This is a genomic window from Campylobacter concisus UNSWCS (assembly GCF_000466685.1).
Classification (GTDB): Bacteria; Campylobacterota; Campylobacteria; order Campylobacterales; family Campylobacteraceae; genus Campylobacter_A; species Campylobacter_A concisus_A.
The window spans coordinates 17,846-44,812 of the sequence record NZ_ANNG01000044.1; the positions used below are offsets into that span (position 1 = coordinate 17,846).

Consider the following 26,967-nt stretch of genomic DNA (forward strand, 5'->3'; position numbering starts at 1 on the left):
TTTGAATACATTTGGCAAAAAACTAACCTTAACTAGCTTTGGCGAGAGCCATGGGGTGGCGATAGGTGGCGTGATAGACGGGCTGCCAGCTGGGATAAAGATCGATGCAGACTTCATCCAAAGCGAGCTTGATAAACGTCGCCCTGGACAAAGTAGCTTCACAACGGCAAGAGATGAGGCTGATAAGATAGAAATTTTTAGCGGCGTCTTTGATGGCATGAGCACTGGGGCGCCGATAGGTTTTGCCATTTTTAACAACAACCAAAAGTCAAATGACTATGAAAATTTACGTGAAATTTTCCGCCCAGGGCATGCTGATCTTACATATTTTAAAAAATATGGCATCAGAGACCACAGAGGAGGCGGGCGTGCAAGTGCGAGAGAGACAGCTGTGAGGGTCGCTGGTGGGGCATTTGCGCAGCTACTTTTAAATGAATTTAAGATAGAAGTTTTAAGCGGCGTGCTTGGCATCGGCAAGGCGATTATCGATAAGTTTGATTTTGATTTTGCCAAAAATTCGCAAATTTACGCCCTTGGCAACGAAGAGGCGATGAAAGAGGCGGTAAATAAAGCTAGAAGTGAGCACGATAGCGTTGGAGCTGTGGTTTTAAGCGTGGCTAGAGGCGTGCCAGCTGGTCTTGGCGAGCCACTTTATGATAGGCTTGATAGCGCTTTGGCAGCTGCTTTAATGGGCATAAACGGAGTAAAAGCCGTAGAGATCGGCGCTGGCGTAAATGTAAGCTCTATGCTTGGCTCAGCAAACAACGACGAGATGGACGAGCTTGGCTTTTTAAGCAACAACGCTGGTGGCATACTTGGAGGCATAAGCAGTGGGGCTGAGATCGTGCTAAAGAGCCATTTTAAGCCAACGCCTTCGGTATTTAAAGAGCAAAAGACGCTAAATTTAAAGGGCGAGGCGGTGGATTTTGAGCTAAGAGGCAGGCATGATCCTTGCATAGGCATACGTGGCAGTGTCGTCGCAACCGCGATGATAAGGCTAGTTCTTGCTGATATGCTACTGCTAAATGCAAGCACAAAGCTTGAAAATTTAAAGAAAATCTACGGCTAAATTTGACTTAGCCACAAAACGAGGGCTAAATTTAGAAATTTACAGCGACTGTAAAATTTTTGGTTTAGAAAACGCGGTGATCGGTTTGATCTTGTCTTTATATTTTTCTAAATTTACTAAGACCCCGTGTCTGCAGTTGCTTTGAGTGGTGCCAGATCTGCCTTTTGTCGCGAGTTAGGACATTGATGCAGCCGTGCTTGCAAAGACTCTTTTGCTTAGCACTTCAGGATCATATCATGCACCCTCACAGATGGCGATGACGTGCTCTGGGATGATGAACAACAATCGCGCCAACTAAAATTTCACCCTATCTCGTTAAATACTCTCACCACATCGCCGGTTGCGATGCCTTTTTCTTAGCTTCATTTAAATTTATAAGCATCGGCTCTTTCGCGCTCAGCTTGGCATGGTATCTGATCACGGAGTTATTTTGGTATCTTTAATGTGTGGTCTTTGCACTAAAATTTAGCCTTTTTTATTTTATTTTCTAAAAAATTTCAAACCATTTCAAACAAAATTTGCAAACTAGTTTTTACCAAATTTCATCTATAATCCTCTCATGAAAAATGAAAATCCAAAGAGCAAAATTTACGCCGTTATCGACCTAAAGTCCTTTTACGCCTCGGTTGAGTGCGTGGAGCGCGGGCTTGATCCATTTAAGGCTGATCTAGTCGTGGCTGACGCTAGTCGTGGCAGTGGCGGCATCTGCTTAGCTGTTAGCCCTGCGCTTCGTGCCAAAGGGGTAAAAAACCGCTGCAGGCTCTTTGAGATACCAAGAGATGTCAAATTTATCATCGCGCCGCCCAGGATGCAGTTTTACATCGACTACGCCGCAAGGATCTATGAAATTTATCTAAAATATGTCTCCAAAGAGGACATCTACGTCTATTCGATCGATGAGTGCTTCATAGACCTTACTTCTTACTTGAAATTTTACGCTCTTGGCGCAAAAGAGATGGCGAAGATGATGATGGATGAGATCTTAAAAACGACTGGCGTGACGGCGACTTGTGGCATGGGGACAAATTTATACCTCGCAAAGATCGCGCTTGATATACTAGCAAAGCACCAAGATGACGGCATCGCCTATCTTGACGAAGAGCTTTATAAAAAGCAGCTCTGGACGCATCAGCCACTAAGTGACTTTTGGCGTATCGGTAAGCAAACTAGGCTAAAGCTCGAAAAATGCGGCATCTTTTGCATGAAAGATATCGCAAATGCGCCAAAAAGCCTGCTTGAAAAAATTTTTGGCGTCGATGCCTACATCACGATAGACCACGCAAATGGCATAGAGCCAACGACGATAGCTGAGATAAAGGCGTATAAACCAAGCACGAAGTCCTACTTTAGCTCGGAAATTTTGCCTAGAGACTACGAGCGCTGCGAAGCGGTGATCGTGCTAAAAGAGATGGCTGACAGGCTCGCGCTTAGGATGATAAACAAAGATGTAAGGGCGAGTGGGCTAACGATAAATGTGAGATTTGCCGATAAGCTTGAGCCGCAGCAACGCGCAAGCATGAGGTTTAAAACGCCAACAAATATCTCAAGCGTGCTGATGAGTGCGGCTGAGGAGCTACTTTTAAACAAGATAAAAAATGTCGGGCTAATCAGGCAAATAGGCATATCAGCAAACGATGTGGTGAAAGAAAATTTGGTTGAGTTTGGCCTATTTGAAGATGACAGCAAGGAAAAAGCGGTGTTAAAGTCGCTAAATTTGATAAAAGAGAAATTTGGTAAAAACTCGATCCTACGCGCGATCGACCTGCTTCCAGAAGCGACTGGACAAGATAGAAACAAAAAGATCGGAGGGCACAAGAGCGGTGAGTAAAGATAGGGCGAAAATTTTTAGCTCGTTTAATCCTCTTTCTACCTTAGAGCGAGCCTTGCGACAAAAAGAGCGAGAAAAATGCGAAAAACTAGAGCTTGATGAGAGCAAGATCGATGAAATTTTAAAAAAGATAAGCGAGATAAAGATAGCTGATGAAGTGTGTGTGAGCTACCACGACGGCTTTACTTACGTAAAAACTAGCGGCCTAGTCTCAGATGTAAATTTCAAAGATAAAATCCTCATGATCGTAAAAACTAAGATCAAATTTGAGGATATAAACGAGGTGGAGATAGTAAAAAGTTTAAAATTAATAAATCATCATTCATTTCTTTAAAAATATTCTAATTTTCTATATTTTATCTCCAAAATTAGTTACAATTTTTATCTTACACCACTTAAACAAACCATACTAATCAACAACATCTATAGCTTTTGCCAAACATGGTCAAAAATAAGAATATTTTATATATAATAATCAAATCAAATAATATTCAGGAAATTTTTATAGTAACTAGAGAAATAAAGTGTAGATATTGTCAAGGGTATGGCTTTATAAAACCTGGTGAAACTTGTCCTATCTGTGGTGGCTCAGGTAAGATAGAACAGACAGACTTTGAGATAGGAAAAACTATTGGAAAAGCTCCATCTGCCATTGGTGCACTTATTGAATCTGTTTTTATTATTTTTCAAAAACCACTTATCTTTTTCATACCTGGTTTAATCATTTATATTTTTTTAAAGATAATCTAAGAATGCAATTAGATACTATAAATGGGGCACTTGTAGTTGGTTCATTTCTACATATACTTAACATTTTTAGTAAAAAATTTGGTAATATCCATAAAATAGCTATAGCTATCTCTCTCATACTTTTTGGCGTATTTTTTCTAAATATATCTAAAATACAATACCTAGATCCATTGTTGTTATATATTGCTGGGTTTTTATTTGTGAATTTTATTAGCTTTTATAAAACATATTTTAATTTCATTAAGTATTCGATAGCTTTTGCTTTTTCTATATTATTATTAATAGCATTATTACTTACGGCGATAGCAATATTGATAAAATTTTTATCTTAGATGACTACTAGTAAATTTTTAAATATATTATGAGATAAAAATTTAATTTTTATCTATTAAACTCTTAGCTACACTAAATTTATCTCAAAAAAATTTAAATTTGCTCCAAAATGCGTTCGCAAATTTCTCTTGGGTTTGCGTTTTCATAAATCGGTCTGCCAACAACGATAAAGTCGCTGCCCTCTTGCTTTGCGCTAACCAAATTTGCAACCCTCTTTTGATCGCCCGCACTCTCGCCAAAAGGCCTAACTCCAGGGCAAAGCGTGATGAAATTTTGATTTGTCACCTCTTTTATGAGCTTGCTTTCAAAGACCGAGCAGACCATGCCGTCAAGCCCCGCTTCAAAGCTCATCTGGCTAAATTTCCTAACCGAGCGAGAAATAGTATCGTTATAAACCGCTTCAAATTCGCTCTCGCTAAAGCTAGTTAGCGCTGATACAGCAAGCACCAAAGGGCGATTTTGCAGCGAACTAAGTCGCTCCATCACAGTTTTCATCGCTCTCTCGCCAGCACTTGCATGCAAATTTATCATATCCACGCCTATCTTTGAGACGACCTCGGCCGCGTCTGCCATCGTGTTTGAGATATCATAGAGCTTTAGATCAAGAAAGATTTTAAACTCCCCTGCCCCTTTTAGCTCCTCTATAAATTTAGCTCCGTCTCTAAGATAGCTTCTAAGCCCCACTTTTAGCCAAAGATCAAGCCCTTTTAGCTCACGCACGAGGGCTAAATTTTCATCCTTGCTCGCCATATCAAGAGCGACACAGAGCCTCATAGATCGCCCTTTATCTTATCTAGCACGCCGTTTATAAATTTTGGCGCCTGGTCGCTTCCAAGCTCCTTTGCAAGCTCGATCGCCTCATTTATGATGACGGCTTTATCAGTCTGGCTAAATTTCATCTCATAAAGCCCAAGTCTAAGGATAGCAAGCTCAGTTGCGCCAACCTTGCTAAAGTCGCCGTCTTTTAGGTGCGGTTTTAAAATTTCATCTAGTTTTTCTTTATTTGCAAGCACCTCTTTAAAGGTCTGCTGCACCTCATTTTTACGCTCATTTCTTATCTTTTTCTCTTCTAAAAATTCCTCTTCAAACTCCGCAGTTACGGGGTTTATCTCGTTTGAGTAAAGTAGCGAAACTATGGCTTGTCTCACTTGATGACGTGTGGCCATTTTACTCTCCTAGCTTTTTGTATAAATTTAGCATCTCTATAACGCCCGTCATCGCTTCAAAGCCCTTGTTTCCAGCCTTGCTGCCAGCTCGCTCGATCGCTTGCTCGATGTTATCTACTGTTAGCACGCCAAAAGTGACTGGTTTTGCGTATTTTAGCGTTACGTTTGCGATGCCTTTGGTAGTCTCAGCGCTTACGTAGTCAAAGTGCGGCGTTGCGCCTCTTATCACCGCTCCCACGCAGCAAACCGCGTCAAATTTACCGCTTGCAAGCACCTTTTCAAGCGCCATAGGTATCTCAAATGCGCCAGGGACTAGCACTAAAGTTAAATTTTTCTCATCGCCGCCGTGGCGTAAAAATGCATCTTTTGCGCCCTCTACTAAGCGGTCTGTGATGATGTGGTTAAACCTTGCGTTTATGATCGCTATCTTTTCGTTGCCTTTTAGGGCTAAATTTCCTTCGATTATTTTCATCTTTTCTCCTTAGTTTTTTTGCCTAGTTTATCAAAATCTTATTTAAACTAAAGCTAATATCTAATCTCAAAAGAAACGCTAAAATTTCTACCAGGAGCAGTATATCGCTCAAGTCCAGTACCATCAAATTTTACATAGCTTTGGTTGCCGTTATATCTAAGCTGTCTTAAATTTTCCCAAGTAGAATACTCTTTGTTAAAAATATTAAACACCCCTGCATTGATGCTGAAATTTTTACTGATCTTATAACCCATAGTTAAGTCAAAGACAAAATAGCTTTTACTCAGAAATTTATGTGCTTCTGGCTGTGTTGTGCCTGTTACTTTACCTGTATCTCTATCAACAGTTATTTGAGAAAAATTTGGTGGTATTTTTGAAACTGCATCTTTTGCTTTTTTAGCTGCTACAAATTTGCTAGTTAATAATAGATCAAATTTATTATCACTATACCCAAGTCCAGCTACTGCAGTAAATGGCTGAATAGCCATAAGTGAAGTCCCATCATTTTTTTTGCCACGTGTATAGGTCGCTTTTAAGCTTGCGTATAAATTTTCATTTAAATTTAGCACATCACCATTTACACGCGAATTTAGTTCCAAACCTTTGACGGTTGCCCTACCGACATTTACATGCTTAAAGTCGAGACTTTTTTTGCTATATTTTTTTACAAGCTCCCATGTTCCAAAATCAAATTCTTCTATCTCATCAATACCAACCTCATAATCACTATCAATAAAATCTCTATATTTGGAGTAAAAAGCACTAAGAGCAAGCGCATAACTCTGGCCTGATGACAATAAACTTACCTCATGATTAAAGGCTTTTTCTGGTTTTAGCTCTAAATTTCTAACATATCTTGTACTATCCCTTGGTGTATCAAAATACATCTCCTCCACCCTTGGCGCACGAAAACCGGTACTAAATGCGTAGCTAACACTCACATTGTTATTTATATCATACTGGGCTCCTGCATTGTAGGTAATGGCCTTAAATTTACTTTTTTGTAGCTCTGGTGTTGTGACCATTTTATATCCTGCACCAGAGGCAATATTTGCTTGCTCTGGTTTATAAACATATTTATCAAGCCTAACTCCATAGTTTAGACTTAAGGCCTCATTTAAGCTCATATCATCTCCCAGAAAAACATATTCAAGAGTGCTTTTTACTGGCTGAGCAAAGGTTACATCCGTTGCTTTAACTGGTTTAAAAGGATTTGCTGGATCTACGATAAAACCACTACCGCTCCATTTTGTATTAAAACTTTGTCTAAGTTGTAAATTTCTATTTTTAAAGGTAGAGATGTGTCTGCCAAGACCAAAACTCAATATGTGAGAAAATTTACCTGCATTAATGTCGCCACTCATGCCACTTATATCGAACTGTTTTTTATCTTGAAAAAATTCGTAGCTATCTTTTTGATCAAAACTTGAGTTGTATTGCATGTCGTTTGGATAGTTTGCATGATATCTCGTGAAATTTGACCTCTGCTGCACTCTTTGTTTATAAAAGCTTACCTTTAAATTACTTAGTAAAGTATCATGGTCTGGTACAAACTCGTAGTAAATTCCATATCTTTTGTAGGGGATGCTATCTCTTGTTTGCTTTCTATTAAGTGTTGCGGTGCTATTACTCTTCTCTTCTGTAAAATAGTTTTGCCTAAAGTCTTCATAAGAAGTGTTTATAAAATGCGAGTCAAACCTATAACCAAATTTCATCAAATTTGAGTGCGTGCGAAATCTCACATCATCGGGCAAAATTCTACCAAAGGAGCAAAGCTCTGGGTATTTATCTGCCAAATACGAATCCTCTATACTAGTCCCCATCCCACAAAATGGCACATCATCTAACTTGCCGCTGTAAAAATTCTTTGTCTGTTTGCCGCGCTTATACGTATGCTGAAACAATGCTTCGATACCACCTGATTTTATACCTGCGCCTGCAACTTGCCTAAATTCACTATTTTTTGATGCGTATGCGCTTTTGCTATAAAAGCCAACATTTTGCCCATCCCTTACAAAATCATCAATATTTTTTGTCTGCATACTAACGCTACCACCGATCGCGCCACTACCTTTGTTTAATGAATTTGCACCTTTTACAAACTCTACACTGCTTATGTTTTCAAGCTCGGTGCTGTTTCGATTGCCATTTAATATCCCTAAAATATTGTAAGAACGAGGCATAAAGCTCTCAACGGCTTCCATTCCGTCTATCTTTAAAGAAACCCTATCGCTATCTACACCTCGTATGGCATACCCATTATTTCCGCTTCTACCGCCTTCTGTGACAGTTACGCCAGTTTCGTTTCGCACAAGATCTCGCTCGGAGAAAATTTGACCTTTTTTTAGCTCGCTTTTACTAAGTTCTGTCTTTTTTGCTGAGATACCACTCGCACTTACTACAACACCTTCTAGCAGCGTATCTTGCGATGAAAAGACAAAGCTGGACGCCACACCAGAGATAAACAAAATTCTACAAATTTGCACAATGTCTCCTTAAATTTGAAAAATAACTTGAAAGTGTAGTGTTATTTTTATAAATTTATTTTGAATTTAAAAATCAATATTTTGTAAAAAATAATATTTATGGTGACTGGTATCTTAGAAAGTGAGTTTAAATATTATTATTTTTAGAGTATATAAGTGTATAAATTTGAAGTTATCTGTTTTTAAAAATATATTTAAAATTTGGCTCCTTAAACGATCTTTAACATCACTACGCTAAAGATGATGAGCGCCAAAAACAAGGCTTTTTTAAAATTTATCTTCTCACCTTCAAAAACTACGCCAACCACTACTGCTCCGATCGCTCCGATGCCTGTCCAGATCGCATACGCCACCGACATAGCGATAGTTTGCATCGCATAGCTAAGTAGCGTTAGAGAAAGGGCGAAATTTCCAAGCAAAAGGATAAAATTTGCCCACTTTTTTACGCCTATGCTTTTTGAAAATTTCGTGATAAAAAAGACGCCAGAGACCTCGCAACATCCAGCTAATAAAAGCGCTAAAAAATGGATCATTCTTTTATGCCTTTTAGCCCAAGCACACCTAAAATGAGCGTCGCTATGAAAAATAGCCTAATGAAATTTGGCAAAGCCCCGCTTGCTACGTAGTCGCTAACGATCTCAGCTATGACGATAAAAACTGTCCCAAAGCCCACAAATACAGCATAAGAGATGCTTACAGGCAGATACTTTAAAGCTTTCATAAACGAGACAAAACTTATGCTTACAAGTAGCGTCGTAAGCAAAAATTCACTTAAATTTGACGCGTGCTTTAGCCCATACGCCCAGCCACACTCAGCCACCGCACCAAGAAATATCCACAAAAAACCTCTATTTGACATAAATTTACTTCATGCCTTTTATGGTATCAACGATCTCTTTTACATTTGCGCTAATCGCCTTATTTTCAAGGCTATCATCGTTATTTTGTCCAACTAGCCCCTTTAAATTTCCAAAGACTCCAGGGTTAAACCTTAGCTCGCTAGAGCTATAATGCCTCAAAACTTCGCCATTTCTAACAACTTCTACCTCGTAAGTAAAGTAGATATTGCCCATTCTGTCGCTTTTAGCAAAGGTCGCTTCGCCTATAAATTCTCTGCGGTGAGTTATCTTTATCTTTAGCTCGTCGCTAGAATTTGGATCGAGCAAATTTTCTTTTGTAAGCGCCTCCAAAATTTGTTTGTTATACTTTTTTTCGATCATTTTTGGGCTTTGATAGAAAAATTTTGTCGGCTCGTGGCGCTGCACATGAGTGTAGCTAATGCCCTCAAATTTATACTTGCCAGCAAGTGGCACCTTTGGCTGAGATGAGCCACAACCTACTAAAAACAGCACTCCCAAAAGTAGCGCTAAAATCCTTTTCATCTCTCTCCTTAGTTTAAAAATTTAAAATTTCCTCTATCTTTAGTGTGTCACTTACGACCTTTTCAAGCTCGTCTAAATTTAGCATATTTGGTCCGTCGCAAAGCGCTTCGCAAGGGTTTATGTGCGTCTCATAGAAAAATCCATCCACCCCAACGCTAGCTGCTGCTCTTGCAAGATACGGCACAAACCTAGCATCTCCGCCGCTTTTTTCGCCAAGTGCGCTTGGCATCTGCACGCTGTGGGTCGCGTCAAAAATGACTGGCGCAAATTCTCTCATCATCACCAAATTTCTCATATCAACGACTAAATTTCCATATCCAAAGGTACTACCTCGCTCCGTTAGCCAGACGCCATTTGCCTTTGCGACCTCGTATCCATCGCCGCTAACTCCTCTTGTTTCAAGCACCTTTTTAACAGAGTGCTTCATAGCAGATGCCGCTAAAAACTGCCCTTTTTTTATATTTACGACCGCTTTTGTCTTTGCAGCTGCCACGAGCAAATCAGTCTGGCGGCACAAAAATGCAGGGATCTGCAGCACATCAGCCACTTCGCCAACTGGCTGAGCTTGATAGCTCTCGTGGATATCGGTTAAAATTTTAAAGCCAAATTCCTTTTTTACTTCAGCCAAAATTTCACAACCCTTTTCTAGCCCAGGGCCACGAAATGAGCTAATGCTCGTGCGATTTGCCTTGTCAAAGCTAGACTTAAAGTAAAAGTCAAGCTTTGGATTTTCATTAAATTTAACTAGCCTTTTTGCCACTTCAAAAACAAGTTCCTTGCTCTCTATCACGCAAGGTCCAGCGATTAATATCATATTTTCTCCTTTATTTTTCTCTAAATTTTCTAATCCAATCTATCAAAAGCGGTCTATCATCGTTTGCAGGCACTTCAAACCATTGAGAACAAAGTTTATAGTATATGCCATTTATTATTATTGGGACCGCATAGTAGCGAACTTTTTCATATTCACTATCTGCCTTAACTAATGCAGCATAGTTTAGCCCGAGATAATCTTTGCTATATTTTTCACTTTGTAGCCTGCTTATCTCATCCGCACCCACTCTACCACTTTCTAAAATTTCTCTCATTATGATACGCGCTATTTGTCCGACTTTTAGCTCTGCGTATTCATCTTGATTGTTTTTGTTGTCAATATATTCTTTAGAAAATTGATAAGCATTTGAGACTATTTTTCGCTTCTCTTTTTCGATTTTTTCAATACTTTTTGGCTCTTTTTTATCAAATAAAGTTAGCATCTGATAAGAGCGCATAAAAAGCTCTGCTGTGTCGGCTATATTGCCACTTACTTCCAAAATAGGTTTTAAGACAGAATTTAAAAAGTCATCATTAGCAATTATTCTAAAATCAAATTCCAATCCCATTTCAAGCATCATCTCATTTAGATCAATAACGCAAGGTTGCAAGGAATATAAAATTTGTTTGTTTATTTTTGGAGATGCAAAAATAATATTGGCTTTTTTAACACCAAAATATCCATAAATACACATAGCTGTTCTTACACATTTTTTTACAACTCTCGCCACCGTTTCATCAAGTCCACCATAATTTAGTCCAGACTCATGAAAAGCAACATCAACTGCATAAATTTCACTAACTCCATCACTCATACAAACGCCAAGTGCATCACACTCTGCTTGTTGCAAAAGTTGATTTAATGAGGTATTTTGTTTATAAATTTTATATCCGTATTTGTTAGAAAAAAACTCATCTGTTTTTAACATTATATTTTCTAACTCGTCTGAAAATTTTATCTCCCATTTTGGAGAAATTTTCCAGTTAGTTTGCACTATTTGGCACTCTTTTACGTGGCGAAGCCAAGAATAAAATAAAGACTCTCCAATTTCTATTTTCATAGCATTACCCTATTTTTATTTTTCTTTAACAACTAAAATTCCACTCACCACGACAAGCACAATACCTGCGAGTGCTAGGTGATTTGGCAACGCATCGCCCATAAAATAGCCAATTATAAGCGTAAAAATGACGTCAGCGTAGCTAACCGCAGCGATCACGCCAGCTTTTTTGCCAACTGCAAATGCCTTTGTCATAAACGCCTGAAAATAGTAGCCACTAAGCCCCATCAGCAAGATAAACACGACGTTGTGCCAGCTTGGCATAGCAAATTTAGAAAATAAAAAATCAAGAGGCTCATAGGTGAAAAACTCAGCCATCCCCATGCAAATAAGCGGCAAAAACGAGCCCCAAAGCATGAAGCTTAGCACGATGATATTTGTGCCGTAGCTCTTGTTTAGCTCCTTGACGCTTGTGTAGGCAATAGCCGCTCCAAGGCCGCTCCAAATGCCGATGATATCGGTTTTATTGATACCTAAATTTGGCTGGATAACAAGCAAAATTCCACCAAATCCTAAAAAGACAGCAAACCAGCCAAGCGAGCTTAGGCGCTCCTTAAAAACAATAGCTGCGAGAATGGCTGTAAATATCGGGTTTGTCTTTTGAAAGGTAAAGGCTGTGGCTAAATTTACGTGTGCGACGTTATAAAAAAATGCAAAAAGCGCCACCGTGCCCACAAAACCACGAAACATCAGTAAGAAAAAGTGTCCGCCAGTTTGTTTAAATGGAAATTTATAGATGGCATAGATGACGATGAAAAGTCCGATCAAATTTCTAAAAAAAACAACTTCGATAGAAGGCATATCTTTACTCAGATACTTTGCAAATGCGCCAGTCACGGCAAACATAAAGCAAGCAAAGAGCATATAAAAAATGCCAAGATGTGAAATATAAAACCTTTTTAACATCGCAAAACCTCTAAATTTAAAGCACTCATTTTAATGAAAAATGGCTTAAATTTTGGTTGATTTTTTCTTTTATTTCGGCGCTTTTAAGCGTAATTTTATACTTTATATAAGAGAAAAATTTGTATAATCAGCCATCATAAAAAGGACAAAATTTGCAAAAAGTAATATTAGTAGGCAAGCCAAATGTCGGCAAAAGCTCACTTTTTAACCGCCTAGCAAGAAGACGCATCGCCATAACAAGCGACGTTAGCGGCACTACAAGAGATACAAATAAAGCTAAGATCGAAGTTGAGGGCAAAGAGTGTATATTAATCGACAGCGGCGGGCTTGATGATAGCAGCGAGCTTTTTAAAAACGTAAAAGCAAAGACCTTAGCAGAGGCTAGAAACTCAGACGTTATCCTATACATGGTCGATGGCAAAATGATGCCAGATGACGAAGATAAAGCCATTTTTTACGAGCTTAGCAAGCTAAATTTACCAATCGCTCTAGTCATCAACAAAATCGACAGCAAAAAAGACGAGCAAAGAGAGTGGGAATTTGTAAGTTTTGGCGCAAAAAACTCATTTGGCATTTCAGTAAGCCACAACACCGGCGTCGATGAGCTTAGCATCTGGCTAGCAAAGCACATAGAAGATAAAGTGCAGATAAAGGCCGATACGAGCGATGATTTTGATGATTTTTTAGAAAACTATAACGACGAGGGCGAGCTAAGCGACGAGATAGACTATGAGAGCAAAAACATCAGAGTTGGCATCATAGGCCGTGTAAATGTCGGCAAAAGCTCACTTCTAAACGCCCTTGTAAAAGAGAGTCGCGCCGTCGTTAGCGACGTGGCAGGCACTACGATCGACCCAGTCAATGAAATTTACGAGCATGATGGCAGAGTTTTTGAGTTTGTCGATACTGCTGGTATCAGAAAGCGTGGCAAGATCGAGGGCATCGAGAGATACGCACTAAATAGAACTGAGAAAATTTTAGAAGAGACAGACGTGGCGCTACTTGTGCTTGATAGCTCTGAGCCACTAACAGAGCTTGATGAGCGCATAGCTGGCATCGCCTCGAAATTTGAGCTTGGCGTCATCATCGTGCTAAACAAATGGGACAAAAGTAGCGAAGAATTTGACGAGCTTTGCAAAGAGATAAAAGATAGGTTTAAATTTCTCTCTTACACGCCGATCATCAGCGTCTCAGCACTTGGTGGCAAAAGAGTGCATAAAATTTACCCGCTCATAGTTGAAATTTACAAAAACTACACCCAAAAAATCCAAACATCAAAGCTAAATGAAGTGATCGGCGAAGCGACCAAAGCGCACCCACTGCCACGAGATAAAGGCAGGGTCGTAAAAATTTACTACGCAGTGCAGTTTAAAACCGCGCCTATCATGATAGCGCTAATAATGAACCGCCCAAAATGCCTACACTTTAGCTACAAACGCTACCTGACAAACAAGCTTAGAGAGAGCTTTAGTCTAGCTGGCGTGCCTATCGTACTGATCCCTAAAAAACGTGGAGAGAGTGATGAAGACAAAGAACAATAATATCGTTTTGATAGGGTTTATGGGCGTTGGCAAGGGCACGACTGCAAGGGCGCTAAGCAAGGCGCTAAAGACGATGAACCTTGACTGCGACGACTTGCTAGAGAGCTCACAAAATATGAAGATAAAGGCTATCTTTGATGAATTTGGCGAAGAGCATTTTAGACGGCTTGAAAAAGATCTGGCTAAATTTCTAGCCACAAATGTCAAAAATGCGATCATCTCGACAGGTGGGGGCTTTGCAAAGGTTAAAAATTTAAACAAAATAGGTACCGTGATCTATCTAAAAGCAAGCTTTGATGCGATCATGCAAAGGCTAAAAAATAGCAAAAATAGCGAGAAAAAACTCGCTAAACGCCCACTTTTAAGCGACTTAAAAAAGGCTGAGGCACTACATCTGGAGCGAGAGAAGCTCTATGAGAAAAAGGCTGATTATATCGTTGAAGTCGAGGGCAAGACCCCAAAGCAGATCGTAAAAGAGATAAGGATACTTTTAAAAGTTTAGTTGCAAAGTGGCGTGGGCTGCTTGCAACGATAAATTTCAAGATCAGGCTAGATGGCTGTCTGGCGTGGTGTTGGAATTTGTGATGTTGAGCCAAATTTAACGTTTTGTAGTGAGAAATTTTGACGAAATTTTGAGTTAAATTTTGCTTCTATTTGTTAGAGTGCTAAAGTGACAAATGTCGTGCTGTTAAATTTTTAATCAAGACTAGGCATTTAGCCTGCGAGATAAATTTTAAGATTAGATTGGATACAAAAATCTAATGTAACGTTAAAATTTAAAAAAGCATTTTGGCGAAGTATCTTGAGATGATTTTTTGCTTCACTTGTTCGCAACGCTAAAGCGACAAGAGTTGTGTAGAAATTTGAAGTCGAAACTAAACTTGAAGCCAAGTTAAATTTTAAGATTAGACTAGATTAGAGAAAGTCTGATGTAACGTTGAAATTTAAAAGCTTTGGCAAAGAATTTTTTGTTTAGGCGAGGCGAAATTTTGTTTTTAAGTGAGGGCTAGCAATCTAAATTTTAAGATTAGACTAGATAAAAATATCTACCCTGATGTTAAAATTTAAAAAAGCATTTTGGCGAAGTGTTTTGAGATGAATTTAAATGTTGTGCAGTCAAATTTTAATCAAGACTAGGCATTTAGCCTGTCGATGATTAAAATTTACAAACTCATTTAAAGGCGCTCAAAAAACGAAGCCAAAATTTGAAAGGATAAGATGAGAGTATTAACCGGCCTCCAACCCTCCGGCAAATTACACCTTGGCAACTATTTTGCCTCGATAAAGCAGATGGTTGATATGCAAGAAAAAAACGAGATGTTTATGTTTATAGCAAACTACCATGCGATGACCAGCCTTAGCGACGGCAAGGCACTAAAGCAAAACACTTTTGACGCTGCGTGTGCATTTTTGGCGCTTGGGATCGACCCAAACAAGAGCATTTTCTGGGTGCAAAGCGACGTTAAAGACGTGCTTGAGCTTTACTGGGTGCTAAGTCAGCACACGCCCATGGGGCTACTTGAGCGCGCGCACAGCTACAAAGACAAGGTCGCAAAGGGTCTTAGCTCGCACCACGGACTCTTTAGCTATCCGGTTTTGATGGCGGCTGATATCTTGCTTTATAACGCGCAGGTCGTGCCTGTGGGCAAAGACCAGATCCAGCACGTAGAGATCGCGCGTGATATCGCGATCAAATTTAACAACGAACATGGCGAGATTTTCACTCTGCCTGAGGCAAAGATTGACGAAAATGTCGCTACCGTGCCTGGCACAAACGGCGAAAAGATGAGCAAAAGCTACGGCAATACGATCGATATCTTCGCGGACGCCAAGACGCTTAAAAAGCAAATTTCAAGCATCGTGACTGATGGCACGCCACTTGAAGAGCCAAAGCAGTGGCAAAACTGCAACGTCTATAACATCGCAAAACTTTTCTTAGATGAGAGCGGACAGCGCGACTTGCAAGCTAGATATGAGCGAGGCAGCGAGGGTCACGGACACTTTAAAGCCTATCTAAACGAGCTTGTTTGGGACTATTTTAAAGATGCAAGAGAGAAATTTGAGCACTATCAAAACAACCCTGACGAGGTGGCTAAAATTTTAGATCTAGGCGCTAAAAAAGCCCAAAATGTAGCTCACGCAACGATAAAAAAAGTGCGTGAAGCGGTTGGAATTTACAGATAAGGAAAAATATGCAAAATTTATATCCCTACGCGCAGATAATTCACCTTTTTTGTGCGATCATCTTTGTTGGTTATCTATTTTTTGATGTGATCATATTAAGAGCGGCGAGCAAAAAGATGCCGCCAGAGCTTGCTCAAAAGGCAAAGCAAGCCATCGGCTCAGTAGCTGTTAAGATCATGCCTATTTGCGTGCTACTTTTAGTTTTAACTGGTGGCATGATGATGAGTAACTGGGTCGGCAGCAAGGCTGGAGGCTACTTTGAGACAAATTTACAGATCGCTTTTATGATCAAATTTTGCTTAGCGATGGTGATCGTAGCTGCGGTTATAATAAATTTAAGCTGCAAATTTATATTTAAGCGTCCTAGCCCACTTGGCAACATCCACCCTATTGCACTTACGCTTGCGGTGGCGATAGTTTTGCTTGCAAAAGTTATGTTTATGGTTTAAGGAGAGGATAATGATAAATTTAAAACTACTTGAGACAAACTACGATGAATTCGTAAAAAAACTAGAGGGCAAAAACGTTAAAGCTAGCCTACTAGACGAGCTCTTACACACTTTTAACGAGCTAAAGCAAAAGCGCAAAGCACTTGAAAATTTCCAAGCGATCCAAAACGCAAAGAGCAAAGAGCTTGGCGTAAAAGCAAGAGCTGGTGAAGACGTAAGCGAGCTTAAAAGTGAGCTAAATTTAAACAAAGCTGCCCTTGCTGATGCTGATGAGATCGTTAAACAATATGAAGAAAAGCTTGAGCAAATTTCATTTAGCGTGCCAAATATCACCGATGATGACGTGCCATTTGGCAAGGACGAGGACGATAACGTCTGCATAAAAACGGTGCTTGAGCCAACTAAATTTGACTTTAAGCCAAAGGAGCACTGGGAGCTAGGCGAGAGCCTTGGCTGGCTTGACTTTGAAAGAGGCGCAAAGCTCTCAGGATCTCGCTTTACCGTGCTTCGCGGCATGGGAGCAAGGCTTAGTAGAGCGCTTGTTAATTACATGATCGACTTTAACAGCGCGCGTGGCTTTGAGCTTGTAAATGTCCCTTATCTAGTAAGCTCAAACACACTTTTTGGCACCGGTCAGCTGCCTAAATTTGAAGAGGATCTTTACAAAGTGCGCGACGAGGATCTCTACCTCATCCCAACTAGCGAAGTGCCTGTGACAAATTTATACAATGACACCATCATTGAAGCTGAGCAGCTACCTATAAAGATGACTTGCTACTCAGCATGCTTCCGCCAAGAGGCAGGCTCAGCAGGACGTGACACTAGAGGTATGATCCGCCAGCACCAGTTTGAAAAGGTCGAGCTTGTAAGCATCACAAAGCCTGATCAAAGCGAGGGCGTGCTTGCTGAGATGATATCTTGCGCGAGCGACTTGCTAACTAGCCTTGGTTTGCCTCACCGCCACATGCTTCTTTGCAGCGGCGATCTAGGCTTTAGTGCCGCAAAGACGGTGGATCTTGAAGTTTGGCTACCAGGTCAGGGCAAATACCGCGAGATAAGCTCTATCTCTAATACTCGTGATTTTCAAGCAAGACGCGCGAAAATTCGCTTTAAAGATGGCAAGAAAAATATGCTTGTAAATACCCTAAATGGCTCAAGTCTGGCAGTTGGCAGGACGCTAATAGCGATAATGGAAAACTACCAAAAGGCTGATGGCACTATCGAAATTCCAGAAGTTCTTAAAAGGTATATGTAGTGGCTGATGACGAGGTTGTAGTTCTAAAACCACCTGGCGAGCAAGCAGAGCAAGCGCCTGAGGAGGCAAAAGCCGAGGCGCCTGAAGAGATCGTCTCGCTTGAGAGCATCGCAAGTGACGGCGTGCTACAAGATGAGAGCATCCCAGAGCCGATACCAGTAAAAAAAAGCAAGAAAAAGCTCTTTATCATCATCGGTGCGGCTGCTTTGGTGCTTGTCATATTGATCACTGTTTTGCTAATTGTTTTGCTAAAAAAAGATAAAAAAGAAGAGATAGACACTACAGCTATCGTAAAAAATATAGAAAACAACTACCAAACGCAAAATTTTGGCGCTTCAAAGATCGATGAGATGATAAACAAGGCCAACCAGCTCTACGAGCGTGGCAATAAATTTGAAGCGTTAAAAATTTATGAAAACATAGCTGTTTATAACCAGTCACTTTCAAACTACAACCTAGGCGTTTCGCAGATGAAACAAGAAAAATGTGACGAGGCGATCATCTCGTTTAATAAGGCGATAACTGACCGAGAAAACACCGCAGTGAGCGCCATAAACGCCGCTGTTTGCTCGCTTGAGCTAAATAACACCAAAAATTTCAACTACTACATAGGGCTTGCAGACTCCTTTTTGCAGTATGAAAACAGCTCGCCACTTTACAGCTACTACTATGCGCTGGTTAATTATTACAAGGGTAATTACTACGAGGCATTGCAAGCTCTCTCTCACCCTAGCACAGAGGACTATAAGGGCGAGTATGCTTATTTGAGCGCTAAAATTTTATCGCTTCTTGGAGATGATGAGAGAGCCATAGCTAAGCTTGAGGGACAAAAGGCGTTTAAGGCTGACTTTACGCTAGCACAGCTCTACGCAAGACTTGGCAAATACGACAAGGCAAGGGACTATCTAACAAAGGCTTCTAAAAACACGCCAAATATCGATCTTATCAAGATGACTGAGGCACTAATCGATCTAAAAACGGCTGATTATGGCGATGCAGCGGCATTTATCAAAGATGTTTATGACTACAACGCCTCTATGCCAAGCAAAATTTACAAGATAAAAACGATACTAAAGCCAGATCTTTTTGACGTTAGCCTAGCTCAGGCGCACTTTAGCGACGATATGTTTTTTGATAGGACAAGACGCTATGAGACGCTCTTTTACTTCGCACCTTACAAGGTTTTTGACGCGAAACAGAGCATAGAGCAGATAAGAAAAGGCGGAGTTAGCGTCTTTTTAGACGATACCTCAGCGGCAAATGACTACCTTAGCCAAAGTGCCGCCGCCTCAAAGGTCAATGCCAAACTTAGCGAAGCCATCGCAAAGGCACTTAACTACCGCTTAAAAGAGGCAAACAAGGACTTTGAAGAGCTTGCCAAAGCCTATCCAAACCACTCGATCTTGCAGTATAACCTAGCTCTTAGCTACGCTCAGCTTGGGAATTTTAGCCTTGCAGCAAAGCACTTTATAGCAAGCTACCATCAGGACGTAAATAACCACCTCTCTGGCATCTTTGGCGCGATCTGCATGGATATAAATAGAAATTTAAACCCAAAACTAGTTGAAGAGATCGGCGAAAATTTAGAAAACGACAAGAGCCTAAAGCCTGTAAATTTATACGCCTCGCTTCTAAGCCTAATTAGCGGCAACCAAAGTGCGATGATAAGGTGGCTTGAAGAGCCAAAAGAGCCTACGACGCTAAATTTAGCCTTTGATATCATCATCGCTAAAATCTCAAACAATGATGAACTAATGTCAAAAAAAGCTGATGAGCTTATGAAAATTTTGCCAAATGATATCATCGCAAATATCTTAAATTTCATCTCCAAAAACAAAGATCAAAACGTCAAAGAGTATGCAAAAGCGATACAAATTTACTTCATCGATAAAAATCTCGACTCAAATGCCTTCTACCACGGAGCTGACATCATCAAAAAGCAATACATCAAGCTACTTCAGATCTCAGGCCTGCTAACAAGGGAGCGCGACAAGCTAAGAGCCGAGCTAAAAGAGGCTCCAAAAAATATAAATTTGATCCAAACTCTAGCCTACGTGGATATCTTTACAAATGACTTTGATGAGAGCTATAAGCTTTATAATGAGGTCATAGACGAGTTTAAGATAAATGACGCTGGCACGCTCTTTTTAGCGAGTGTGGCTGCGACTGGAGCGAACAAAATAGCAAATGCGATCGCACTTTTGGAGCTTACAAAACTAAATGATCCAAGCGCTGTTGAAAACAGAGCCGCCCTTGGTTTTATGTATCAGCAAATCGATAACATAAAAGCAGCTCTTATACAATACAGCAAAGTAGGAAACGTCGGATATAACAACGAATTTTATGATTTTATGATAGATAACTAGAAAATTTAAAGCTAGGTCTTTAAAAGCCTAGCTTTAGATAAAATGGCTCTAAATTTAAATATTAGTAACTTCAAGCCTTATCTGATCTGAGACTTCACTAAATTTATAAAGCAAATCACCACACTTATACTCTATGCATTTTTCATTAATCTCATCTTTTTTATCTTTTTTAGACAAAATTTTCTTCATAACGCCAGAAAGCTCTCTTTGCAAAAGCAGTTTATAAGACATCCCCATGCCGTGAGTTAGAGACTTTATAAATTTACCATCAACCTCGCTCTCATCTTTTATCATATGCAAAGTTGCGTCAAATTTTAGCTTCTTAAGAGTCTCATAAAGCTTGGTTTTATCCTTTGCGGGGGCTACTTCTTTATCATAAATGCAGTGATAGCTCACGTAAATTGGCTTTTTATAGCTGCTTTGAACAGTTAAATGATCTAAATTTAGGATGTTTCTTATCTCTTCTCTTGCATCACTAAAATAATATGGTGATTTATCATTAAGAGTCCAATAAGTTTTATCACAGAAATAAAGATTTAAATTTTCATATAAATTTCCAGTGCCACAGCCAAAAAACCTAGTAAAATCAATCTCCTTTCCAAAACCAATAAGTTTCCATAAAAATATAGCGTAAGAGCTATTATCTATCACCCCATCAACTAGCCAAGGAGCTATCTTAGCGCACATATGTGCCAAGTATCCACCATGTGAGCTGCCTACCATTATCACTGGTAGATGCTCAAATTTGGCATTATTTATATATTTTTTTGTATAAAGCACGGCATTTAGCACGTCCATTGCTTGCATAACGCCAAAATTTTGGTATTCGTTTTTTGTCGGCAGCATAGTCATACTGATATCTAAAATAAAATCATCTGGCAAGACCCCGCTCTCTTTTCTAATAGTGATCTCCTCGTTAAGACTTTTAAGTAAAACGCAGGTTTTATCATAGTTATCAACTATTTTTAAATCAATAGGTAAAGTTATACCGATCTTTGCCAATTCTCTTATTAGTATCGCGCGGTCTATATCATCAAGCCCAAATTTTGCCCCAAGCTGTGGGCGGTTGCCTATACAGTGATAATCCACACTAATGCATGCCACATCATAAGACTCTACCATGCTTCGCATTAGATGGGTTCTATAGCCAGAGTCAGAGTCCTCTCCAAAACCAGAGATGATAACTAAAAGAGCTTTTGCCTCTTTAACATCGTCATAACAGGCATAAAAGGACAAAGCAGAGCTTCTTTTGATGCCAAGCTCCACATCATCACAAGATAAAATTTCGTAGCTTCCATCAACTAGCACCTTAACTCCTTTTAAATTTTGCTAAATTTCTCTATCTTTGTGAGACGTTATAGAAAAAGCTAACGATCTGTTTTGCTAGGCGCTCTTTGAAAAATGGCCAGATGTAGCTTAGCGAATAGACATTACCAGCTTGCATGAGCGAGATGTTTGTCGCTTTCTCACCGCCATCTTTTGGACGCACTAGCACGCTTACTTGCATGTAGTAAGCATAGCTGTTTGTGCTAAAGTCATCATCGTCATCATAGTCAAATGGGAAAAACATCGAGTAGCCAAAGCCAAAACTTGGCCTGCCAAAGCCATATCCCATGCCCATTGAAAATCTAGGATCTCTCTTGGTTGTCCTAGAAAAGCTTTGCACGTCGCCAAGGATGATGAAGTCGGCATTTTTGATATTTGGCTCATTTCTAAAGCCAGCCTTTGCAAATTCGCTTAAAATTTCAGCATTTACATCTTGTCCAGTCGCGCTATTTTTAAAATTTACATAGACGCTTTTGTTTGTTTCACTAAGCGTAAAAAATATCGGATCGCTCGTTTTTACCGAGATATTTGGCGTGCTGCTAGCACATCCGACAAAAAACACCACTAGGACAAATAAAAAGAAATTTCTCATCTTCACTCCTATAAGAGCGATCTTATAGCACCTTCAAGCACACTTTTTGGTGTAAGACCGATAAATTTTGATCGCATCTTACCATCTTTATCAAAAAAATAGATAACTGGCACGCCCATAACGCCACCAACTGCCTTGCTGAAATAATCCACCGAGACCTTGTCGCTTGTAGTTTTAAAGGTGATGTTGTGCTCTTTTAAAAGCTCGATATCTTTATCAAAGCCCTTGCTAGGCCCTAAAATGCCAATGAACTGAACCTCTTTGCCATACTCTTTTTCAAGCGCGTTTAGATCAGGGATCGCAGCCTTGCACACTCCGCAGTCCGTGCCAAAGAAAAAGAGCATATATGGCTTATCGCCTATCTTTAGGCGCTTTTCGGTAGGGAAAAACTGCGTGTCGATGCCACTTGAGTCATTTAGCGTGATATGATGCTTCTCATACTGTTTGACGCAGCCCAAAACTAGGGCTGAGACTAGACATAAAAGTAAAATTTTATATCGCATTTGGCACCTTTGGATTTTCGATAGTGCGGATCTTCTCTAGTTTGCCGTGTCTTAGATAGACGATCTTATCGCCATACTCGCCAAGATCTGGATTGTGAGTGACTAGAAGTATCGTCTTACCCTCTTTTCTTAGCTTGCAAAATAGATCAAGTATGATCCTCTCATTTGCCTCGTCAAGGTTACCAGTTGGCTCGTCTGCTATTAAAATTTCAGGATCGTTTATGAGCGAGCGCGCTATACAAAGGCGTTGTTGCTCGCCGCCACTTAACTGACTTGGTCTGTGTGTGAGTCTGTGAGAGAGACCAACTGCCTCAAGGGCTTTTTTAGCGTCCTCTTCATCGACTGAGCTATGATAATACTGCGCTATCATCACGTTTTCAAGCGCGCTAAGATATGGCACTAGGTGAAACTGCTGAAAGACAAGTCCGATCTTTTCACGTCTAAATTTAAGCGTATCATCGGCATTTAGGTTGCTCGCATCATCGCCGCCAAGCATATAGACGCCACTACTTGGAGTATCCATTAGAGAAAGGATATTTACAAGTGTGCTCTTACCACTACCGCTTGGTCCCATGACGCTGACCCACTCGCCCTTTTTAACCTCAAAACTTATATCATCAAGTGCTTTTACATCGCCAAAAATTTTACAAATATTTTTAAGTTCTAGTGCATTTTGCATATCATTCTCCTCTTAGTGTATCTGCCATTTTGTTATTAAGTGCCCGCTTAATCGGGTAAAACGCTGCGATCGCTGCAAAAAGAAGTGATATGACCACAGCTACTGGGATGCTTAGAATTCTAAAATCAATACTAGAATCAAATATCGCATAACCTAAAATTTGAGCTAGTAGATAACCTAAAAACGCTCCAACTAACGCTGAGATAAGCGCTGTCACAAATGTCTCAAAGCCAAATAGCCTCAATACATCTTTTTTGCTTGCGCCTATAGCTCTAAGAAGTGCGATCTCACGTGACCTTGAAAGCAAGATAGCACTAAGCGTTGTATTTACGCACATTGAAGTAATGAGTAAGATAACGAGGCTCACAAGTGCCATTAGAAGTTTGATCTTCTCTAAGATATAGCCTTCAGACTTTGAAACCTTTGCCACTGGTTTTGCGACTATTTCGTCGTTGCTAATAATCTTTGCAAGCGATGTTATCTCGTCAAAATTTCCAAGCACAACAGCTTCAGCATAGTTTATCTTGCCAGCTTTGTTTGAAATTTTCTGAGCCAAAGATAGCGACGTGATCAAAAGGGCGTCCTCTTTGTCGCCACTTGCCACTACGCCTTTTATCTTTACATTTATGCTCTCATTTGAGCCAATGGCACGAATTTCTATATCATCGCCTGCTTTAAAGCCAGCTTGACGAGCAAGATCGACGCCTATTAGCACGTTTTTGTCGTCAAAATCGACATTTATCATAGTTCCATCTCTAACATCTAAAAACGGCTTAACCTTTTTTAGATTGCTAAATTTTGTCCCCATGACGATGGCATTTGTCGGACCGATATTTGCCTGAGCAAAGAGATAACCGCTCTCGCCAAGAAGCTTATCTTTTGGCACCTTAGCGATCATTTCATTATAGGTTTTTTCGCTCATATCATCACTTGTCGCCATATCTTTTGGAGCAAAGATCATATTTGCACCATAAGTTTTTAGCTCGCGTGAGACCTTTGAGTCGATATCCAGATAGACATTGACAAATGCTGCACACACGCACGCTCCAAGCAAGATCGAGATCACGATGACCATAACCCTTGATGAGCCATTTTTTAGGCTTTTGTAGATCAGATTGTAAAAGAATTTGCTATTTGCGGTCATATAGCACCTCCGCAGGTAGTAAATTTATGACGTTTCTCATTGGCATTAGCGAGCCAACGACTGAGATGAGCAGGGCAAACGCCACGCTAATTGGCAGCACGATCCATGCTATGCCTATGCCGTGAGAGAAGATGATGTAAGACATCACGTAGCTTAGCGCGTATCCTAAAAATGCTCCCGTGATGCCCGCAAAAAAGGCAACCACAAGGCTCTCGCTAGCAAAAAGGGCGTAAATTTCAAAGTTGCTTGCGCCTATGGCTTTTAAAAGGCCGATCTCTTTTTTGCGGCGATAAATTTCACTTGTCATTAGCGACGTTATACCGATGGCTGAAACCACAAGAGCGATGATACTAACGATACCCATTAGGCTTTGAATTTTCTTTACGATATTACTCTCAGCGTCACTTACTTGAAGGCTTGCTTTTGCGCTAACGTTTGGTAAATTTTCTTCTATCTGAAATGCGATCGATCCCGCATAAGCTGAGCAGTACCATTTATCGTACTCTGCGCTATCAAGGTTGTCTAAATTTCTTCTTGCTTTTAGCGATAGGTCGTTTTCTGGGATCGTCATGGCTGAGACCTCAGCTTTTGTGTATGAGCCAGGATGCCCTGAAAGATCGCCAGCAAGTTTAAGCGAGCCTATTAGTTTATGTGCCTCATCGCTTGCTCCTTTTAAGATGCCAACCACGCTAACCTCTTTTGTGCCGTTTTTGCCTACAAGGCTAAGCTTGTCGCCAACTTTTAAATTTTTAGCCTTTGCAAGCTCATCTCCTACTAAAATTTCATCCATGCTCTCATCTTTTGGCCAAGCGCCCTCAACACCCCAAAATCCATACAAGCTCTTAACGCCTGTGCTAAATTCTGGCTCGTCTTTTAGTCCGATATTTTTATCAAAATATGTTCCTTCAAAGCTAAACTCATCGCCCTTAGCGTCTTTCACCTTTGTCTCTAAAAACGGAGCAAAAGCAACGATATTATTTCTCCAAAAGATCTCTTTTATCTTGTAGATATCAGCCTCTGGGAGTAAATTTTGTGATTTTAGCGGGGTGAAATTTTTACCCTCGATCTCGATGCTTAGGCTCTCACCGCGTGGTAAAACGACGATATTTGAACCATATCCTCTAAGCTCGCTTGCCACTTGATCGCCGATTTTTAGCGTGATATTTAGCATGCAAGCTATCAAAAGAGCAGCTAGCAAGATGGTGATAAACGCCATCGTCTTTTGCACCTTTGAGCCAGTGATCGAGCTTTTTATCATTCTTAGTTGCATATTTTTCATTTTAACGTTCCATTTGTTTCTACATATTTTTCTGGATTTGCTTCAAATTTCGCCTGAGTTTCGTTGCTCTCAAAGAAATATGTGCGTCCGTAGTATAAATATGATCTTGAATCAAGATTGCTCACCTTTTTGTGGCTTACAGGATCAAGCACCATCTTTTCGACGACCTTGCTAAAGTAGTTTGCCCCTGCGACGATCGTTTTGTAATCAACTATGATATTTTTACCATCAAAGGTAAATGCCATAGGGATCGGGTTACAACCGCCCTCTTTACCAACTGACGGCAAGAAAATTCTGACGTTACAAGAGATGCAGATAAGGTCGTTTCCTTTCTTGATATAGCCCATGTCGCCACAAATCATACACGAGTCAAAGACGATGACAGGAGATGGGCGGTCGCTAAAGCGATTTAGCAAGAAAAATCTTATCTGTTTGCCCTCATCTGTGATGTAGGCAAATCTGTGAAGTTCATTATCTTTTAACATATCAACATCAAATATAAATTTATCTCCCACTGGCTCAACCAAGATTGGCTCTGAAATTTGAGGTGGTCGAGATGCGTAAAGGTCATAATAAAGTGAGAAGCCAAGCGCTATTAAAACGCTACAAAATGCAAATTTTGCATTGTCAAAGACATTTTCTCTAATGGCTTTTGTAAAGCGGTATTTGATAGAGCCAAACGTGCTCTTATCGATACTTTTTGGCATGAAGCAAAGTGCGATGATGCATAAAAGTAGGATCACTACTATGTAAAAATAGGCACTAAATTCTGTGACGTAGATGCCTTTTGCGCTGATAGATAAAATTTGAGAATTTAGCTCGCTACTTATCTTTAAAGCACCTGCACGTAAAAGCTCAAGTGCAGTTTGTGAGCTTCTATCAACTAGTAAAAATATTAGTGTGATAAGAGCTAAAATTTTAGCTACTGATGATGGGATGCTAGCTTTTAAATTTGAAATGAAGAAAAATAAAAACAGTATCAAGATCATCGCAAAGATCATCAAAAAGAAGCTAATGACTGAAAGCGTGTCAAGCAGCTCGCCGCCAAAAAGTGGGAACAATGCGCTACTTGAGCTATAACCAAAGCCAAAGCCGATGCCTAAAATAAAAAATGTTACGATTTTTGCTATCTTAAGCTCGAAAAATATCCATAAAATGCTAATGAGTAGAAAAACTAGTGTCACAGAATCTATGAAAATTTTAAACTGATCATCAACAAGCGCATGACGAGCAGCTTTAAAGATAAGCACACCAGCAACAACGCCAAGAAATGACGGTAAAAAGATCGTTTTTAAACTTTTGCCATTGTTATTTAAGGCAGCAAAAAGCGTAAATCCAAGGAGGGCTAAAAAGACCTGATAGAAGTAAATTGACATAACTAAA

The 26,967-nt window shown here is 40.0% G+C and carries 27 protein-coding genes; 10 read left to right on the forward strand and 17 right to left on the reverse strand.

Going from position 1 to position 26,967, the window contains the following annotated elements:
* The first annotated feature begins 1 nt into the window (after position 1).
* The 4 genes from aroC (at position 2) to UNSWCS_RS09285 (ending at position 3,647) form a co-directional block, all read left to right on the forward strand.
* Positions 2-1,069, forward strand: a complete 1,068-nt coding sequence (gene aroC, locus UNSWCS_RS09270) for a chorismate synthase (protein ID WP_021088315.1) — start codon at positions 2-4, stop codon at positions 1,067-1,069.
* A gap of 559 nt (positions 1,070-1,628) precedes the next feature.
* Positions 1,629-2,897, forward strand: a complete 1,269-nt coding sequence (locus UNSWCS_RS09275) for a hypothetical protein (RefSeq protein ID WP_021088308.1) — start codon at positions 1,629-1,631, stop codon at positions 2,895-2,897.
* Positions 2,890-3,231, forward strand: a complete 342-nt coding sequence (locus tag UNSWCS_RS09280; RefSeq protein ID WP_021088311.1) for a YolD-like family protein — start codon at positions 2,890-2,892, stop codon at positions 3,229-3,231. Before UNSWCS_RS09275 ends, UNSWCS_RS09280 begins: the two co-directional genes overlap by 8 nt.
* 107 nt (positions 3,232-3,338) lie before the next feature.
* On the forward strand, positions 3,339-3,647 hold the full coding sequence (locus UNSWCS_RS09285) for a hypothetical protein (RefSeq protein WP_035143837.1): 309 nt from the start codon (positions 3,339-3,341) through the stop codon (positions 3,645-3,647).
* A 426-nt stretch (positions 3,648-4,073) separates the two neighbouring features.
* On the opposite strand, the gene pyrF is transcribed toward UNSWCS_RS09285, so the two are convergent.
* The 10 genes from pyrF to UNSWCS_RS09340 form a co-directional block, all read right to left on the reverse strand.
* Entirely contained in the window at positions 4,074-4,754 is a 681-nt protein-coding gene (gene pyrF, locus UNSWCS_RS09295) for an orotidine-5'-phosphate decarboxylase (RefSeq protein WP_021088303.1), read from the reverse strand.
* On the reverse strand, positions 4,751-5,146 hold the full coding sequence (nusB, locus tag UNSWCS_RS09300) for a transcription antitermination factor NusB (RefSeq protein WP_021088290.1): 396 nt from the start codon (positions 5,144-5,146) through the stop codon (positions 4,751-4,753). The genes pyrF and nusB overlap by 4 nt, the downstream gene beginning before the upstream one ends.
* A 1-nt stretch (position 5,147) precedes the next feature.
* Complete coding sequence (ribH, locus tag UNSWCS_RS09305) at positions 5,148-5,618, reverse strand: 6,7-dimethyl-8-ribityllumazine synthase (protein ID WP_021084559.1); 471 nt, start codon at positions 5,616-5,618, stop codon at positions 5,148-5,150.
* A 53-nt stretch (positions 5,619-5,671) separates the two neighbouring features.
* Positions 5,672-8,104: a TonB-dependent hemoglobin/transferrin/lactoferrin family receptor gene (locus UNSWCS_RS09310; protein ID WP_021088278.1), complete on the reverse strand. Its 2,433-nt coding sequence runs from the start codon at positions 8,102-8,104 to the stop codon at positions 5,672-5,674.
* Positions 8,105-8,313: 209 nt separating this feature from the next.
* Positions 8,314-8,637, reverse strand: a complete 324-nt coding sequence (locus UNSWCS_RS09315; RefSeq protein ID WP_021088286.1) for a DMT family transporter — start codon at positions 8,635-8,637, stop codon at positions 8,314-8,316.
* Positions 8,634-8,963, reverse strand: coding sequence for a DMT family transporter (locus UNSWCS_RS09320; RefSeq protein ID WP_021088292.1), 330 nt, complete (start codon positions 8,961-8,963; stop codon positions 8,634-8,636). The genes UNSWCS_RS09315 and UNSWCS_RS09320 overlap by 4 nt, the downstream gene beginning before the upstream one ends.
* Before the next feature lie 4 nt (positions 8,964-8,967).
* Positions 8,968-9,486, reverse strand: a complete 519-nt coding sequence (locus tag UNSWCS_RS09325) for a hypothetical protein (RefSeq protein WP_021088281.1) — start codon at positions 9,484-9,486, stop codon at positions 8,968-8,970.
* A 13-nt stretch (positions 9,487-9,499) separates the two neighbouring features.
* The gene (gene kdsA, locus UNSWCS_RS09330; RefSeq protein ID WP_021088300.1) at positions 9,500-10,300 is read right to left on the reverse strand and encodes a 3-deoxy-8-phosphooctulonate synthase; all 801 of its coding nucleotides are present in this window, start codon (positions 10,298-10,300) and stop codon (positions 9,500-9,502) included.
* A 10-nt stretch (positions 10,301-10,310) separates the two neighbouring features.
* Positions 10,311-11,360 carry a hypothetical protein gene (locus UNSWCS_RS09335; RefSeq protein ID WP_035143839.1) on the reverse strand — a complete coding sequence of 350 codons (1,050 nt, stop codon included), beginning with the start codon at positions 11,358-11,360 and terminating at the stop codon, positions 10,311-10,313.
* A 15-nt stretch (positions 11,361-11,375) separates the two neighbouring features.
* Positions 11,376-12,266 carry a DMT family transporter gene (locus UNSWCS_RS09340; RefSeq protein ID WP_004317649.1) on the reverse strand — a complete coding sequence of 297 codons (891 nt, stop codon included), beginning with the start codon at positions 12,264-12,266 and terminating at the stop codon, positions 11,376-11,378.
* A gap of 152 nt (positions 12,267-12,418) precedes the next feature.
* Between UNSWCS_RS09340 and der the strand changes: the two genes are divergently transcribed.
* From der to UNSWCS_RS09370, 6 genes are all read left to right on the forward strand, one after another.
* Positions 12,419-13,807 carry a ribosome biogenesis GTPase Der gene (gene der, locus UNSWCS_RS09345; RefSeq protein ID WP_021088273.1) on the forward strand — a complete coding sequence of 463 codons (1,389 nt, stop codon included), beginning with the start codon at positions 12,419-12,421 and terminating at the stop codon, positions 13,805-13,807.
* The gene (locus tag UNSWCS_RS09350) at positions 13,788-14,309 is read left to right on the forward strand and encodes a shikimate kinase (RefSeq protein WP_021088274.1); all 522 of its coding nucleotides are present in this window, start codon (positions 13,788-13,790) and stop codon (positions 14,307-14,309) included. The genes der and UNSWCS_RS09350 overlap by 20 nt, the downstream gene beginning before the upstream one ends.
* 716 nt (positions 14,310-15,025) lie before the next feature.
* Positions 15,026-15,991, forward strand: coding sequence for a tryptophan--tRNA ligase (trpS, locus tag UNSWCS_RS09355; RefSeq protein ID WP_035143840.1), 966 nt, complete (start codon positions 15,026-15,028; stop codon positions 15,989-15,991).
* Between the two features lie 8 nt (positions 15,992-15,999).
* Positions 16,000-16,440 (forward strand): hypothetical protein, encoded by a 441-nt coding sequence (locus UNSWCS_RS09360; RefSeq protein ID WP_021088323.1) that lies wholly within the window; start codon positions 16,000-16,002, stop codon positions 16,438-16,440.
* Between the two features lie 10 nt (positions 16,441-16,450).
* A complete protein-coding gene (gene serS, locus UNSWCS_RS09365; protein ID WP_021088289.1) occupies positions 16,451-17,695 on the forward strand; it encodes a serine--tRNA ligase in 1,245 nt (414 codons plus the stop codon).
* Positions 17,695-20,061: a tetratricopeptide repeat protein gene (locus UNSWCS_RS09370; RefSeq protein WP_021088306.1), complete on the forward strand. Its 2,367-nt coding sequence runs from the start codon at positions 17,695-17,697 to the stop codon at positions 20,059-20,061. The genes serS and UNSWCS_RS09370 overlap by 1 nt, the downstream gene beginning before the upstream one ends.
* Before the next feature lie 54 nt (positions 20,062-20,115).
* Here UNSWCS_RS09370 and UNSWCS_RS09375 read toward each other — a convergent pair whose 3' ends face one another.
* From UNSWCS_RS09375 to UNSWCS_RS09405, 7 genes are read right to left on the reverse strand one after another with little or no spacing between them, the layout of a single operon-like run.
* A complete protein-coding gene (locus UNSWCS_RS09375) occupies positions 20,116-21,369 on the reverse strand; it encodes a DUF2920 family protein (protein ID WP_035143842.1) in 1,254 nt (417 codons plus the stop codon).
* Positions 21,370-21,400: 31 nt separating this feature from the next.
* On the reverse strand, positions 21,401-21,979 hold the full coding sequence (locus tag UNSWCS_RS09380; RefSeq protein WP_021088293.1) for a hypothetical protein: 579 nt from the start codon (positions 21,977-21,979) through the stop codon (positions 21,401-21,403).
* Between the two features lie 8 nt (positions 21,980-21,987).
* Positions 21,988-22,482: a TlpA family protein disulfide reductase gene (locus UNSWCS_RS09385; protein WP_021084538.1), complete on the reverse strand. Its 495-nt coding sequence runs from the start codon at positions 22,480-22,482 to the stop codon at positions 21,988-21,990.
* Positions 22,472-23,161 carry an ABC transporter ATP-binding protein gene (locus UNSWCS_RS09390; RefSeq protein ID WP_004317741.1) on the reverse strand — a complete coding sequence of 230 codons (690 nt, stop codon included), beginning with the start codon at positions 23,159-23,161 and terminating at the stop codon, positions 22,472-22,474. The genes UNSWCS_RS09385 and UNSWCS_RS09390 overlap by 11 nt, the downstream gene beginning before the upstream one ends.
* Before the next feature lies 1 nt (position 23,162).
* The gene (locus tag UNSWCS_RS09395) at positions 23,163-24,305 is read right to left on the reverse strand and encodes an ABC transporter permease (RefSeq protein WP_021088316.1); all 1,143 of its coding nucleotides are present in this window, start codon (positions 24,303-24,305) and stop codon (positions 23,163-23,165) included.
* Positions 24,292-25,584: an ABC transporter permease gene (locus UNSWCS_RS09400; RefSeq protein ID WP_021088298.1), complete on the reverse strand. Its 1,293-nt coding sequence runs from the start codon at positions 25,582-25,584 to the stop codon at positions 24,292-24,294. Before UNSWCS_RS09400 ends, UNSWCS_RS09395 begins: the two co-directional genes overlap by 14 nt.
* Positions 25,581-26,960, reverse strand: a complete 1,380-nt coding sequence (locus tag UNSWCS_RS09405) for a Fe-S-containing protein (protein WP_021088321.1) — start codon at positions 26,958-26,960, stop codon at positions 25,581-25,583. Before UNSWCS_RS09405 ends, UNSWCS_RS09400 begins: the two co-directional genes overlap by 4 nt.
* Between the last annotated feature and the right edge of the window lie 7 nt (positions 26,961-26,967).

Coding starts and splice junctions, on each gene's coding strand:
- UNSWCS_RS09275 (WP_021088308.1), top strand. CDS start 1,629: ATGAAAAATGAAAATCCAAAGAGCAAAATTTACGCCGTTATCGACCTA.
- UNSWCS_RS09285 (WP_035143837.1), top strand. CDS start 3,339: ATGGTCAAAAATAAGAATATTTTATATATAATAATCAAATCAAATAAT.
- pyrF (WP_021088303.1), bottom strand. CDS start 4,754: ATGAGGCTCTGTGTCGCTCTTGATATGGCGAGCAAGGATGAAAATTTA.
- nusB (WP_021088290.1), bottom strand. CDS start 5,146: ATGGCCACACGTCATCAAGTGAGACAAGCCATAGTTTCGCTACTTTAC.
- ribH (WP_021084559.1), bottom strand. CDS start 5,618: ATGAAAATAATCGAAGGAAATTTAGCCCTAAAAGGCAACGAAAAGATA.
- UNSWCS_RS09315 (WP_021088286.1), bottom strand. CDS start 8,637: ATGATCCATTTTTTAGCGCTTTTATTAGCTGGATGTTGCGAGGTCTCT.
- UNSWCS_RS09320 (WP_021088292.1), bottom strand. CDS start 8,963: ATGTCAAATAGAGGTTTTTTGTGGATATTTCTTGGTGCGGTGGCTGAG.
- UNSWCS_RS09325 (WP_021088281.1), bottom strand. CDS start 9,486: ATGAAAAGGATTTTAGCGCTACTTTTGGGAGTGCTGTTTTTAGTAGGT.
- kdsA (WP_021088300.1), bottom strand. CDS start 10,300: ATGATATTAATCGCTGGACCTTGCGTGATAGAGAGCAAGGAACTTGTT.
- UNSWCS_RS09335 (WP_035143839.1), bottom strand. CDS start 11,360: ATGAAAATAGAAATTGGAGAGTCTTTATTTTATTCTTGGCTTCGCCAC.
- UNSWCS_RS09340 (WP_004317649.1), bottom strand. CDS start 12,266: ATGTTAAAAAGGTTTTATATTTCACATCTTGGCATTTTTTATATGCTC.
- UNSWCS_RS09350 (WP_021088274.1), top strand. CDS start 13,788: ATGAAGACAAAGAACAATAATATCGTTTTGATAGGGTTTATGGGCGTT.
- trpS (WP_035143840.1), top strand. CDS start 15,026: ATGAGAGTATTAACCGGCCTCCAACCCTCCGGCAAATTACACCTTGGC.
- UNSWCS_RS09360 (WP_021088323.1), top strand. CDS start 16,000: ATGCAAAATTTATATCCCTACGCGCAGATAATTCACCTTTTTTGTGCG.
- serS (WP_021088289.1), top strand. CDS start 16,451: ATGATAAATTTAAAACTACTTGAGACAAACTACGATGAATTCGTAAAA.
- UNSWCS_RS09380 (WP_021088293.1), bottom strand. CDS start 21,979: ATGAGAAATTTCTTTTTATTTGTCCTAGTGGTGTTTTTTGTCGGATGT.
- UNSWCS_RS09385 (WP_021084538.1), bottom strand. CDS start 22,482: ATGCGATATAAAATTTTACTTTTATGTCTAGTCTCAGCCCTAGTTTTG.
- UNSWCS_RS09390 (WP_004317741.1), bottom strand. CDS start 23,161: ATGCAAAATGCACTAGAACTTAAAAATATTTGTAAAATTTTTGGCGAT.
- UNSWCS_RS09395 (WP_021088316.1), bottom strand. CDS start 24,305: ATGACCGCAAATAGCAAATTCTTTTACAATCTGATCTACAAAAGCCTA.
- UNSWCS_RS09400 (WP_021088298.1), bottom strand. CDS start 25,584: ATGAAAAATATGCAACTAAGAATGATAAAAAGCTCGATCACTGGCTCA.
- UNSWCS_RS09405 (WP_021088321.1), bottom strand. CDS start 26,960: ATGTCAATTTACTTCTATCAGGTCTTTTTAGCCCTCCTTGGATTTACG.